The following is a 13,917-nucleotide window of genomic DNA, read 5'->3' on the forward strand; positions in this document are numbered from 1 at the left end:
TTGCTGAAGCCTCAATATTTTTTTTGCAATTCTTATTTTAAATATTAATTTTAGGGAGGCTTGCACTCCCCCCTTTCAAAAATTATCAATCCAATATACTTTTAAATTATTTAGCTAACTTATTTAAAACATCCTAATAGAATTCAGCCATTTCATAATGGTATTTTATCCAATATAATTTTTCATCTATTTCTTCCCACTCGGCCAAGCAGTCCAAACCATATTGAAGTAATAAATTTAAAATAGCGGCAATAAGTTTAGATTGAGGAGATCCTGGAACAGCCATAGCTACCGCTGTAGTAAAACAATATCTCGCTTTTTTTCTTTCAGATAAATCGGGTAACCATCAGATTTTTTTCTTTGTGAATTCATATAAAAAATCGGCTTTTTCCTGATGATATTTTACTTTGTTTTCGTAAAATTTGATATCCTCTTTAGATAAGGGCTTTAATGCATTGAGAGCAACTATTAAGTGCTTTATCTCAGTTTCAGAATTAGGAAAAGTAAAGCTTTCATTATGAATTCTATTTATCTCTATATACGTGTTTTTGTGTTTTTAAAGGACATTTTATCTCTTACCCCTTAAGACACATGATTTTTTGAAGTTATAGGATTTCTTTGAATAGAAGTCACCAAATTTGAGGATGAAAATCAAAATTTTTGAATTTCTTTACCAGATCTCATTCGCTTTCGAGTTTGACGAGCACGAGAACTTGATAAAGCAATAAAACTTATGAAAATCCAGCTTCACTTTTATAATTAGGCATAAAATTCTCAGTTATCTTATTATCTCGTTCATTTTAAAAACATGGGCAAAATAAGATGTCTGATATCACTCTTAAATGTGCACAATTAAATCCCCTTTATGTGGAATCTGCTCTAAAAATACTCCCCCCTGAGCTTTCTAACTTTTTTCGTTCCGATTCCATCAGCCTTTTACGGGAAAAAACCAATCGGATCTGGCATTTCGTTAAGACCGGGGGCGTTTGGATTAATGAACGCAAAATCGACAGCCTTCTCCTCTTAAACAAATTTGAAATTAAGCCCATTTTCCCCAAAAAAAGCTATTTTATTCCCCAAACTTATATCTATGGCATTCCGGAGCGTAAAAAATTTCCCGCGTTTCAAACCTTTCAAGTAAAACCTAAAACCACCTTTATCCCACCTCCTAAACCAAAAGCAGAACCTTTCACATTTGGAACCCCTTTTCCAAGAAATGCGTTTGAAAGGGCTATTGAAGAAAATGATTGTGAGACTTTGCGCAGATTTCTAGATCAAAAAATCAAGCTGGATGAGGGTTATCCTCCCCTTCTCCGGGCGATTCGGAAAGGAAACGTCGAAGCTGTTAAAATGCTCCTAGAATTTAAAGCAAATCCCCGAGCTCGCTATGGAAATTTCTCCATTTACGTCGCAGCGCTGCAGCAGCCGAAGCCCGAGATTATGGAGGCATTGCTTGAGCACGGATTTAGATACCAGGATAGGGATGATAAAATAAATGAAGATTTCCGTTTGACCTTACTTGCCAATGCATCGGTAGAAGTCTTAGAGTTATTTATCAAGAAAGGGTTAAAAGCTGAGTTGGATTCTTCCACAGGAGCTTATCATATCCTCTACTCAGAAAAAAAATTCGACCATCTAGAGGCTTTCCATCAAAATGGGATAAAAGGTGAAGATTATTCAAATTGGATTAGACAAAAATTTTTAGCTCATCGATTTGATGTCAGTGTGCCTGATCTGAAATTGGAATCCTTTGACCATCATCGCACCCTATCAGAAATGTATGAATCGCTTCAGGAATTTTTTAAGCACTTTCCTGCCCACTATACCGAATTGACCAAGGAAGCACGTAATCAAATCCTTTCTTCGTTTGAATACGCTTCAAAGGAAGATGAATTCGACACTAAAGACCTCCATACGCATCGTCTTTCTCGCTATGAACAAGGAGAGCCTGTCTTAATTCCGGCTGGCTGGGACACACACGCCATCTACCGCGTGGCTTATAAGCGGCTACTCTTAGAGTGTAATCGTGGGGCCCAATTCGAGGAAGAAACACCAACGGGATTGCAAATTCATACTTTTGAAACATTAAAAAAGGAGGATTTAAAACGAGCAAAATGTAAATCATCGCTCAGTGCAGCCCATCAAGCGAGTTCTCTTTTGTATCAAAATCTAAAAGCAGAAAAAGTGATCCAATTTAAATATAAAGCTCACAAAAAAGGAATTTGCGCTTGGGCAGGACTCAAAACAGCCTTTAGAGGCATCCTATTTGTTTTGATCACAGAAGAACTCCAACGGCAAGGATATTCCATCAATCGGGCGACAAATCAAGCCCAACGCATCGGAAACAAGATTTATAAAACTTGGTCTAAATGGGATCGTGAACAGGAGCTTTTAAAAGCATTGCGCTACTATGAAGCCCCCGATGCAGCCAAACCCAATCTACCTTTACTTAAGCTCATCAAAAAGAAGTTTCATGGATCAAAAAAAACAAGAGACTTATTGACTATTTTAATCAATTCCCCTCAGCTAAAAAAACTAAGCTAAATTAAAATAGATACACAACTAAATCCTCCACTATATCTCTTATTAAAATCTTAATAATTAAATGAGATAATACACTGAAATTGGTGAGGTTTTATGTCTATTCCTTCTTTTTATTATCATGATTTAAATCCTGTAACAGTTAAGAATCTTTTAAAAGTTGATAAGGAAGAGCTTCCTAAATATTTTTCTTCTGGAAATAAAAAATCATTGGGAGCAATTAGAGAACGCTTGTTGGTTAAAATCCATCGTTTAAAGCATCTAATTAAAACTGGAGTTCGCATTAATGATCAGAAGATTTTAAAGGTACGCAAATTATCTTCCTCGATTATCTCAGTAGAATCGCCTCCCCCATTTCCTGATTTACACCAGTTTATTTCTCATCCTACAACGCCTCCTCCATCTCCCTTAATCAAAAACGATGAAAAGTTCGCCCCTTTAGAGCCCATTCGTATCCCTTCGGGAACCTTTTGGACGCCTGAGCAAATCAAAGTCTTTAAATTAGGACTTGACTCCCTCTCTGTAAATGAATTGCAAATCGCTTTTATACATGCTGTGGGTGAGGGATGTTTAGAAGTCCTCGAACACTTTGCCAATCACGAGTTTGACTTCAATTTCGCCAATGATGCACATGAAATTCCGCCTTTAAACTTAGCCATTTTGACAAACCATCCAAAAACTGCTCTTTATCTTTTGGATCAAGGTGTTTCTCCCCATCCCCAGCAAGATTTTTCGCCACTGTTTGACGCTGTAAATTCTAATTATCCCGAAGTTATTTCCATGCTGATCGAAAAAGGAGCATCGCTATCCGAGATCAATGCATCAGGAGAAAGCTTACTCGAAAGAGCGCTTTACCATCGCAGTCATGAGGCATTAGAAGAACTGTTGGCACATGATGCGAACCCCAATGAGAACGCCATTCTTTATCAAGCCATCAAATATGAAGATTTAACAGCTGTACAACTTTTATTGCGCTATGGTGCTGATCCAAACATCCTCGCAAATGATATTCCTATTTTTGCGGCCACGTTGTCCCTTGATAATCCCGCATTCTTTCGGTCGATGTTTTCTTTCCTTGATCCGGAAATGCCTTCGGAAGCATTCGCTAATCTTTTACTAAGATATGCCTCACCTGCTGTACTAGAACTTATTCTACAGAACAAAATTGATCCTACACCTTTTGAACTCGATGGAATCTACAACCAATTTTATTTGGCCAACCAAGCGTTTTCAACTTCTAAGGGTGAGCATTTAAACGTTTTTCACAGATACGGAGTCGATGTAGAAGAACATCGAGATTGGTTACGACAAACCTTTTTAACCCATCGTTTTGGAATCAATTTTTCTTCCCTGTCAAAATCGAGTTCTTTTTTTACGATCCCAGAAATTGAAAAATCGCTCCGCACTTTTTTTCAAGCATTTCCATTAAGCGCCTTCCCAGAATTCACCGAGCAAGCCCGCACCAAAATTCTCACAGCTTTTAACGAAAAATTAGACATCAATTTCTCATCCAACGAGGTGATCCAACACCGCTTACATCACTACGAAGAAGGTCAAATCATTCTCATCCCGACAGGTTGGAAGGCACATACAACTTACCGCTTTGTATATAAAGGGATCATAGCTGAGAGCAACCGAGGAGAGGAAATTGACAGCTCCATTGCACCCGGACTTCAATTAAAAACATTTTCTGGTTCACCACAAAACGTTTTAGGCATCACTCCAGTCATGTCTCGCCAAGAAGCCTTACAGTTACAAAATAGACTGTACGAAGAGTTAAATACTCAGGAATTTTTATCTTTTAAATATCGGCCTCAGAAAGCAGGAACTTGCACTTGGGCTGGCCTAAAAACAGCTTTTAGAGGGATGCTATTTGTGCTAATTGCAGAGAAACTGCAGGAAAGCCTACCTCATGATCAAGTTACTTTGAAAGCAGAAGCGATTGCCGATTCTATTTATAAAAAGTGGTCTTCTTGGGACCGCGAACATATTTTGCAAGAAGCCCTAACCTATTATCGAACTCCTGGAACAATCAAACCCAATAAAGTTTTGCTTAAAGCCATCGACAAAAAATTCAAAGGACCTAAATCTACAAAGCATTTACTTAAAAAAGTCATCCATCAAAAATAATAAAGTTGCATGTCTCTATTTGCGGTTCATTTTCACAATTTGGATCCTGTAAAAGTTCAAGAAGTTCTCATAACAAAAAAAGAAAAACTTCATATACTTCCTAAATCCTAATTAAAGATAAGCAAATACGGTCTTCTTGAGATCGAGAACAAGCTCTTCTCATAGCTTTAGACATTACCAATCAATCGAAGGTCTCTCCCCATCAAGCGTTATTGACAGAAATCGCAAACAAATTTAAAGGATCCGAAGAAACAAAACAAAAGCTTAGCTCTGTTCTAAAAATGCTCGGTAATATATCATAAAGGGTATTTATAAATTAAGGAAATTTTTATGGCTGAAATCAATACAATTCAAACTTTTTTTTCAGAATCTCACTGGAAAAAACCTTTTAAGGTAAAGTCCGAGCTTAAATTGGCAGATGGCACAACACGTACCATAACTGATAGATTCAGTAAAAAACAAAGAGCGACGTTCATTACTCTGGCAATCGCGACTTTACTGCCTTCACTAGGACTCAATATTTTAGTCCTCATGCTAACCTTAGCCTATTTAAAACAGAAAAAAATTCACAAATTAGAATCCTCTGACTTTCCAAATATGCCCAACCCTTACAAAACAAAATCTCTTTTGCCTGATCCAGGACCTCTTCCCCTTCCACCTCCTTCAGGTATTCGAGTGGGCTCACCCAATGTGGGAAATACCTGCTGGTTAAATGCGGTTTTAAAAATGCTCGCATGTGATCCAAATTTTGATGGCCTCTATGATCAACAGGAATTCCCTAAAGCAACTTTTGCACTTGAGGGAATGCGTCCCTGGAAAAGAAAGCGTTTAATTGCAAATGAGACAAAAAAAATTCAAGAATTTCAGCGCACCTTGAAAGTTGTCATTTATCAACTTCGTACGCAATCTGAAGGAGTTATTGATCGAGATCTTTGCTTGCGCTTGGTGAAAGCCCTTCCCATTTTAATGCCTAATGTGATGGATATTTTGGAATTTAACCAACAAGAAGCGGCTGAGGCAATAAGTTTAATTCAAAGTCGTTTTGGATGGCCCAACACAGCTGGAATCAATCATGATAACCCTACCGATGAAACAAAAAACAACTTTCTTCGCACACTTAACCTTTACGAACCTCAAGAGGATGGTGTGATTAAATATGCTCATGCAAAAGAATTTGACACACAGACAATTTCGCTCACTTTTACGGCAGAAACTGCTGACAAAGAAGAACCCATCGACATTGGAAATTACTACCAAAATGAGCATGAAAGTTCAATCCCTTCTTTTTCCGATTTTGATTTGCAAACTCTCGAAGATAGAGTGGCTGAGAAGCAATATTTGATTAAGCAAATGCTCGTTAATATCCCCCAGCACCTTTACGTGAACATTCAAAGAAATGTTTTAACAGAAGAAGGGGTGAAAAAGAATTGTCGCCCAATTGAGTTGGACTCGGAAGGACGGTTGATACTCATTGAAAACGACCTCCAACAGGTGGGAATTATTAAAGAAAATCATTCGCTTTCCATTAGTCCTAAATACGCCTGTGCTTTCGAAGTCGCCACCGCCATTGTCCATGAAGGCGATGAAAACGAAGGACACTATATCTGCATCGAGAAAACACCCGAAGGAAAGTATTATCGTCACGATGACAGTTCCGTCACAGAACGCTCACCTGAGGAAGCTTTGGAGTCTTGTGCAGCGGCAACCTATCTAGGCTTGCGACTTCTCCAAAAACTCCCTCTTGATGAAGCACAAATTTCAAGTATTTTAACCAGTGGGCAAATTGTTCCGGCTATCACCCTTTAAACGACACTTGCCGAAAGCCATTCATTTGGCTTTCGGCTCTTTTTCCTTATAGCGCCGGATTAAAAGGCGTATAAGTGCTGAGTTGTTTCAGCTCTCCGATAGAACGCATAGGCGCATAATCTAAAATATTCCCGTCCGGTTGAGAGCCTTTTAGCAAGATTCCCAAGCGTCTCTTATTTTTTTTGTTTAACACAGAGTCCGCATATTCTAGACAATCTTCATAGGTAATGGTCTTTAACGCATGAATCCTTTTGTCAAGCCACTGAAAATCAGCATGGTAATCTGTCACCATGAGCCGCAATACTTTTCCCATCTCAACAAGACTTTTGGGGGGTTCTTGCAAAACAGCCAAAAGGGAAGACTTAATAGCTAAAAATTGCTCTTCACGCAACTCAGATCTTCTTAACTCTTGTAAAAAGCTTTCAATAAACAACTCAAAGCGTGCTAATAAATCTCTTGGATTATGAGTGTTGGATTGCACAGCAAAAAGATTAAATAGATGTTGCTTGATTTCTTCGGCGGAAGAAAAGACAATATAACCTGTTTGCTGCTTGGTGCGCAGGGTTGAAAAGAAAGGATCTTTCATGGCTTGCATCAAAATTTGTTGAGCCGCCCGCGCCGTAAACGAAATGGGTTCACTTTCAATCGCCAAGATCACCGCATTCCCTTGTGATTTTGTTTTGCAATCCACATAGAACGGACCACCTTCATTTGGCATGACCATCACTTCAATTTCGGGCCTCTCACTCTTTGGATAAACTTTGCCGGCAAATTGATCCATAACGAGTGATGTACACTTTTCAGCTTCTTGTGTGGACATGTTTCCGTACAAAACGCCTTCAATATAAGCCTGTTCAAAAAGCTTCTTCCGATACGTGCTAAATTGGTCGTAGGTGACTTTTCGGATGGCCAAAGCTTTTTGCTTTTCTGTCGTAAATCTTTTATATATGGCATCCCTTAACCATTCAGAGGCTTGCTTAATCGGCATTTCTTGATTGAAATTCAAATATTGCCGCAAGAGGATGTCTTTATAGAGATTAAAGTCTTCTTTGGTTAGCTCTTCATTTTTCAATGCAGAGAGAATTGTTTCAAACAACATTAAAGCATTTTCATTATAGCCATCCAAAGACACCGAAATTCCATTGAGCTCTTGACTAACGGAATAATTAAGTCCGGCTAACTTTGCAGTATAGCTCAGTTGGCTTAATGCTTCTACGACCCCTTTAACAACCAAATCGGCCATTACAATTTTTAATGGATCATCCGCCATCACTTCAGGGGTGCGAAATTGAAAAAACCAGTAGACCTTAGGTTCTTGATAACGTTTATCTGGTGCAAAATAGATGGTTGCGGTGTCGTTATCGATAATCTTTGTCGGCTGAGGAAGATACCCTAGATCCTGTACTTCTGTTTTAGGATATTTGATTTCTAAATGTGTTGGAACAAAAGGATTGGGTCCTGGAATATCTATGGATGGATGAGGTTCTGCGGTTTTCCATTTTTTCAAAATATCTTCCGGGATCGGACGTATAGCAAAGGAGGTTCCCAACCATTTTTCTTTTTGATCTGGCTGCACTTTTGACTCTTGTGGCGACGCAGTAACCTCTATCTCACAATTTTCAGGCGTTAAAGCACTTAAAAATTCTTGGATTAGTTGAGGTTGATAGGAAGTAATGATCTGAGTCTTCTCTGGATAAGTTTCTAATGGTTCATTGACGATCCATCGAATTTGTTTCATTAAATCAAAAAACTCATCCTCCCGAGATTGGTATTGGTAATCCAACGTTTCAGAGCGTTTTAATTCATTAAAGACATATTCGGGAACCCCCTTTTTCTTTAGATTGGCAATGGCTTGAAAACAGCGCAAAATGACTGTATTGACTTCCTGCAAGCCTTCTTGAGTTAGATCAACTTCAAGATAAAACTCGTATAATTTTTCTCCTGATTTGGCTCCCCCGCAACGCAATCCTTCTGCAAGCTTCTCCCTTTTTAATTGTGCTAAAAGGCTTTCTTTCCCTTCATGACCCAAAATAAAGCATAAAATATCATCGGGCTTCCCATCTTGCATTTCAGCAAATTTAGCGGGCATTTCCCAAATCAAAGTCACGGAACGTAAATTTTTTAGAGGTTCGATATAAGCGATTTTCCCTCGATTTTCCGCAGAAAAAGCGGGCATTGTTGTGCTAAACTGGGTTTTATGAGTATTTGGAATATCTGCGAAATCTTGCACAACAAGCTGTGTAAGCTTCTCAAGGGATTGATTCGAATAGATGATAAGCTTCATTAGATTTGCACTATAATGGGTCTGATACCAAGCCACTAAGGTTTCCTGCGAGACTTTATTTAAAGTGTCACTATTACCCATATTAAATCCTGCATTGGGATGATTAGGATTTTGCAAAGTCTTGTGCACGAATAAAGCACGAAAGTCATCATTTTCTAAATTTTTGGCGTACTCTTGATCGATGGCCATTAATTCACGATCGACTCCAGATGGATTAAAAAGCGGTTCTTTAAAAAACTGCGCAAAACGATCTAAGGCTTGATCAAAAGCAGGATTGTTAATCGTAAATAAATAACTGGTGGCACTGTTGGCTGTAAACGCATTGGATGTCCCTCCATTTTCACTCACAAAACTGCTATATTCAGATTCAATCGGATATTTTTTTGTGCCTAAAAATAGCATGTGCTCCAAGAAATGCGCAATTCCTGGATATTCTTTAGGGTCTTCCCAACTTCCCACTTTTACACTTAAAGCGGCACCAGACTTTTCGGCTAAAGGATCGGAGATAAGATAGGCCTCTAAACCATTTTTTAAACGGATTTTTAATGTTTTTCTCCCTGAAAATGCAGGAGTCAAAATCGGAATTTTAGCCTGATCTTGTACCACTGTATAAGAAGCGGAATCCTCTTCACATAACAGACATGACGACCATCCAAAAATTCCAAGAACCAACAGACCTTTGACGCACCAATTATTCCACATGATTCACCTTGCCTCTTTGCGTTAAAAAACCCCTATTTTCTAGCGTTTTCACATAACTCTCAAGCAAAAGGAGCAGAGGATGCAAATTTTATTTTTTTTAACACAGAAAATCAAATTTTTTATTTTAATCATCTCTTTATCATACAATCTTTCACAACTGATCAGACAATTATTTCTTTTTTTTGGTTGATTTAAATTTTTGATTTTGGTTTTCTTTTCCGCATGAAATGTTTGCTTTCTTGAAACCTTATTTGATGTAAGAAAGTTTTGATGAATAAAGTTGGAAGTGAAAAACTTTCTTTCCACCTTCATCAAAAAGTTTGAGCTATAAACCAAGAAGACAGAAGAATTAATAAAATTTATCGTCTTTAAATACATTTACTTATAGTCGATTTTAATTTCACAAGTCAAATAAATTAAAATAAAAACATACATTTCATTTTTGATATTTCTTTTATAAAATTTGATGATTATTTATTAAGTTTAAATTGGAGAAATTTTTTATTGATTGAATTTGAAAACCTTGGTAATTTTGATCTCGCGTCATTTGCTTTTTATGAATTTGGCTTGAGATGAATATAACCAAAAGGTTTTTGTGAAAAATACAATCAAATGTATTCGAAAGTTGCATTTTTGTGCTGGGCATCGAGTCATGGATCATGAAGGTAAATGTGCAACAGTGCACGGACATAATTACTATATCCACCTTACTGCCGAAGCACCTTGCTTAGATTCTTTAGGAAGAATTATTGATTTCTCCGTCTTAAAAGATCGCATTGGATCTTGGATTGAAGAGTATTGGGATCATAACTTCTTAGTCTATGAGCGAGACGAAAAAGTCGTGGAAATGCTTCGTAGTATCCCAAGAAAAAAGGAACCATTTATCTGCAAATTTAACCCAACCGCCGAGAATATGGCAGAATATATACTCCGAGAAATCGGCCCCCTTATGCTTGAAGGGACTGGGGTGACAATTACAAAAGTCACATTGTATGAGACAGATAATTGCTATGTAGAAGCCTATTTATAAGAAGGTATAAAATGCTAGAGTTAGAAGAAAAAGTACTCTCAAATCCATTTGCTACTTCCCATATTAACGATTCAGGGGATGAAATTCCTTATCCATGGAATGATAACCATTTAACGGACGATGAGAAAATAAAAAACATCGAATATTATTTTGAAAAAATCCTCCTAACTCTTGGAATGGATGTCGAGGATGATTCCATTCGAAAAACACCTTATCGTTATGCTAAGATGTTGGTTAAGGAACTCTTTCCTGGCTTGAATCGTAATAACTTTCCCAAGATTACCACACAGGAAAATAAGTTCAATTATCGGAATATGCTACTTGAATCTCACATTAGCATACACAGCATGTGTGAACACCATTTTGTGCCTATTTTAGGTTACTGTCACATTGCTTACATTCCAAATGATCGCGTTATCGGCCTCTCTAAACTTAATCGAGTGGCTCATTATTTCGCGCGAAGACCTCAAGTTCAAGAAAGATTAACTCGGCAAATCAAAGAATGCCTGTCTTCTCTCTTGAATACCCCTGATGTTGCAGTTGTGATCGATGCTTCTCATTTGTGTGTAAAAATGCGAGGAGTCCAAGATGCTGATTGCTTTACTCGCACATATGACATGGGCGGCCTCTTCGAAGAAGACACCTATCGCAATGAGTTTTTTGGCGCAATCCCTAAACATAGCGAAATTAAGCTCTAACGAGAATGTCTTGCGCACTGTTTGTGTATAATGCACAAATGTGCGCGCCCTTTTAAAAAGGTCTTTCGGTGTTAAGAAAGTAAAAATTGAAAATCTTCTTCTGATAGCTGAGTTTGCCCATACGTTTCATCAAACAAACTTTCGATAAGTTGCCGCTTGTTCTCTTTTAATTTTTGGATTTTTTCTTCAATACTTTCAATAGCAATTAAACGCTTTGCAATGACCGTATCTTGACGTCCAATTCGGTGAGCACGATCTATCGCTTGATTTTCAATTGCCTCATTCCACCAAGGATCAAATAAATAAACGTAATCAGCAGAAGTTAAATTTAATCCAACTCCACCTGCTTTTAAACTGATGAGAAAAAATGGAATCGAAGCATCCTCTTGGAATTGGGTCACAACCTTTTCTCGATTATGTGTACTTCCATCTAAGTAAACAAAATTCCATCCGCGTTTCTGAAATTCTTTAGCAATCAAGCCAAGCATGCTCGTAAATTGACTATAAACGAGCGCCTTCTTTCCTTCTTCAGCTAATGTCTCTAAATCTTGCATCAACACGTCCAATTTTGCACTTGCGACAAATGAACCTTCTTGAGCTGTCACCAGTAAAGGGTGACAGCAGATTTGGCGTAAACGTAAAATGGCTTCTAAAACTTCCATCCGGTGCTTAGAGATGCCATCAAGCTCCACCTTTTTAAACAAATTGCCGCGCACACCACTCAAATAGTCCTCGTATACTTGACGTTGCTCAGGATTCATTTCTACCCAGACAACTTGTTCAATTTTTTCTGGCAAATCTTTTGCTACTTCTTCCTTTTTTCTCCGTAGCATGAACGGACGAATTTTCTTCTTGATCCTTTGTAGATAGCGTAAATCCCCTTCTGAGGCTTGTAGATCATTTTGAAAATCTTTTTCACTTCCCAAAAGTTCCGGCATCAAAAATCGGAATTGGGACCATAGTTCACCCAGGTGATTTTCAATGGGAGTGCCTGTCAGAGATAATCGGAATTGGCCGTTTAGCTGTGTGAGCGCTTGAGCCGTCAAAGTATGTGCATTTTTTATCGCTTGCGCCTCATCTAAAATAATCGCTTGAAAATCTATGACTTTGAACATAGGTAAATCGATTCTTAACGTCGCATAAGACGTAAGAATAATCCCTTTTTTATCCCATGCTTCCCATTGCTGCAGACGATTGGGCCCATGATGGATGTGCAGACTTCGTCCCTCTAAGAATCGTTCAATTTCGTTTTTCCAATTGAAAATCAACGAAGTCGGCAAAACAATCAACGTAGGGAGCTCAGAATCCAAAAGCGATAAAAAAGCTAAAACCTGAATGGTTTTTCCTAACCCCATATCATCTGCTAAAATACCGTGAAATTTTTGATCGAACAGAAATTTTAACCATTTCACACCATGTTGTTGATAGGGGCGTAACGTTCCTTTAAAATGATTTAAAACCACAACCTCGGTCTCATTCCAATCCAGGAGTCCTTGCCTCAATTGCTCAAAAGAACGATCCGCCGAGATTTGGTAAGGGGTATCAAATAATTCCAGAAGAGAGCCAAAATGACTTTTTTTTGTTTTAATTCCACCAGAGACAATTTCGCCATCTTCAGCTAGATCAGGCAGCCCACTCTTATTGAAATTCTGTGGAAGTAAACCTACCACACCGGAACCGATTGTCACAAAATTTTCACGCCGATTGAAAGCTCCCACCACATCCCCTAAACTAGCCTCATAATCGTCAAAACGAAGCTTTCCGCGAATAAGGATTTCTTTTTGCCCTGTCTGAACATCTAAAGAGGCATTGGAATAATTGACCACCCGATTTCCCTGAAAATCAAGAAGGGTCCAACCTAATTCTAAAAGAAAACTTAGACTTTTGGGAACTTCATCTAGAGGACAGTAATATTGAGATGTCCCTACTTGCTTTCTTTGAAAGCCGGTTTCAAGCAAATCCTGTGCCCACAATTCTTCTGTTTTCAAATCGCGCTTAACGGGAGACCGCACAATCTCTCCATATTGAACCTTCTGCTCTCCATAGAGCATCCACAAATCTGCAAAAGCACCAAAGCGATCTTTTAAAATTAAGCAAGGCAATGGTGCCACATCTTGCGTTAAACTAGCCGATTCATTTTGAAAAACAATGCGAGGTCCACCAAGAGCAACGTCTTCTTGACATTCCTTTAAAAAAATTTTCACCCAGTCTTGCGATGGATTATTTAGCAATTTATGCAGATTTCTCCAGGAGATTTCCGTCGAGATAAGACGTAAAAAATGGCCTTTTATAAACCAGTGAGGAGGTCCTCCTGTCATAAAGTCACAGTCGCGAATATCAAACTCATCTTTAGATGCCTTCAGTTTGCCAGAGATAGACAATTCGGTAGAACCTTCTACAAAGTAATAAAATTCAACGGGTGTAAAAAAATCAGAAATCAGTAAGCGACCTTCAAAAAATAGGTGCCCAGTGGCAGCCAAAAGCTTTAAGGCTTTTAGAGAGGAAAGGCCGGGCACTTTGATAATCCAAGGATTGTCTTCAGAAGGAACCCCTTCTTTGGCGAGGAAATGAAGGACCTCTTGTTCAACCTTTTCTTTATCCTTAGCCAATGCGAGCAAAGAAGAGAACTTCGAAAGGGGCAATCCATCCGCATTTTCAATCTTAACTGAAAAACCGGTTTCACTGATTAGGGATTTTTTTTGAATAGAAAACTTAAGTGACATTTA

Annotated in this window: 8 protein-coding genes; 5 read left to right on the forward strand and 3 right to left on the reverse strand. The window is 38.3% G+C overall.

The genetic code is table 11. From position 1 onward, the window contains the following. Positions 1-133: 133 nt before the first annotated feature. Positions 134-286: a hypothetical protein gene (locus AB7E63_RS00075; protein ID WP_006340555.1), complete on the reverse strand. Its 153-nt coding sequence runs from the start codon at positions 284-286 to the stop codon at positions 134-136. A gap of 536 nt (positions 287-822) precedes the next feature. Here AB7E63_RS00075 and AB7E63_RS00080 point away from each other — a divergent pair. The 3 genes from AB7E63_RS00080 (at position 823) to AB7E63_RS00090 (ending at position 6,477) form a co-directional block, all read left to right on the forward strand. Further along, complete coding sequence (locus AB7E63_RS00080; protein WP_006340556.1) at positions 823-2,544, forward strand: ankyrin repeat domain-containing protein; 1,722 nt, start codon at positions 823-825, stop codon at positions 2,542-2,544. A gap of 93 nt (positions 2,545-2,637) precedes the next feature. Then, entirely contained in the window at positions 2,638-4,671 is a 2,034-nt protein-coding gene (locus AB7E63_RS00085; RefSeq protein ID WP_006340557.1) for an ankyrin repeat domain-containing protein, read from the forward strand. A gap of 330 nt (positions 4,672-5,001) precedes the next feature. After that, positions 5,002-6,477 (forward strand): hypothetical protein, encoded by a 1,476-nt coding sequence (locus tag AB7E63_RS00090; RefSeq protein WP_006340558.1) that lies wholly within the window; start codon positions 5,002-5,004, stop codon positions 6,475-6,477. 46 nt (positions 6,478-6,523) lie between these two features. Here AB7E63_RS00090 and AB7E63_RS00095 read toward each other — a convergent pair whose 3' ends face one another. After that, entirely contained in the window at positions 6,524-9,463 is a 2,940-nt protein-coding gene (locus tag AB7E63_RS00095; protein ID WP_428418374.1) for an insulinase family protein, read from the reverse strand. Positions 9,464-10,058: 595 nt separating this feature from the next. Between AB7E63_RS00095 and AB7E63_RS00100 the strand changes: the two genes are divergently transcribed. Both AB7E63_RS00100 and folE read left to right on the forward strand, forming a co-directional pair. Further along, positions 10,059-10,493, forward strand: coding sequence for a 6-pyruvoyl trahydropterin synthase family protein (locus AB7E63_RS00100; RefSeq protein ID WP_226987514.1), 435 nt, complete (start codon positions 10,059-10,061; stop codon positions 10,491-10,493). 11 nt (positions 10,494-10,504) lie between these two features. After that, positions 10,505-11,191, forward strand: coding sequence for a GTP cyclohydrolase I FolE (folE, locus tag AB7E63_RS00105; protein ID WP_006340563.1), 687 nt, complete (start codon positions 10,505-10,507; stop codon positions 11,189-11,191). 71 nt (positions 11,192-11,262) lie between these two features. Here folE and AB7E63_RS00110 read toward each other — a convergent pair whose 3' ends face one another. After that, positions 11,263-13,914: a DEAD/DEAH box helicase gene (locus AB7E63_RS00110; RefSeq protein WP_006340564.1), complete on the reverse strand. Its 2,652-nt coding sequence runs from the start codon at positions 13,912-13,914 to the stop codon at positions 11,263-11,265. Positions 13,915-13,917 lie beyond the last annotated feature (3 nt).

It is taken from the genome of Parachlamydia sp., assembly GCF_050255895.1.
GTDB classification, from domain to species: Bacteria; Chlamydiota; Chlamydiia; order Chlamydiales; family Parachlamydiaceae; genus Parachlamydia; species Parachlamydia acanthamoebae.

Excerpts from the sequence above, each read along its gene's own strand:
- AB7E63_RS00075 (WP_006340555.1), bottom strand. The coding sequence starts at position 286 with ATGGCTGTTCCAGGATCTCCTCAATCTAAACTTATTGCCGCTATTTTA.
- AB7E63_RS00080 (WP_006340556.1), top strand. The coding sequence starts at position 823 with ATGTCTGATATCACTCTTAAATGTGCACAATTAAATCCCCTTTATGTG.
- AB7E63_RS00085 (WP_006340557.1), top strand. The coding sequence starts at position 2,638 with ATGTCTATTCCTTCTTTTTATTATCATGATTTAAATCCTGTAACAGTT.
- AB7E63_RS00090 (WP_006340558.1), top strand. The coding sequence starts at position 5,002 with ATGGCTGAAATCAATACAATTCAAACTTTTTTTTCAGAATCTCACTGG.
- AB7E63_RS00095 (WP_428418374.1), bottom strand. The coding sequence starts at position 9,463 with ATGTGGAATAATTGGTGCGTCAAAGGTCTGTTGGTTCTTGGAATTTTT.
- folE (WP_006340563.1), top strand. The coding sequence starts at position 10,505 with ATGCTAGAGTTAGAAGAAAAAGTACTCTCAAATCCATTTGCTACTTCC.
- AB7E63_RS00110 (WP_006340564.1), bottom strand. The coding sequence starts at position 13,914 with ATGTCACTTAAGTTTTCTATTCAAAAAAAATCCCTAATCAGTGAAACC.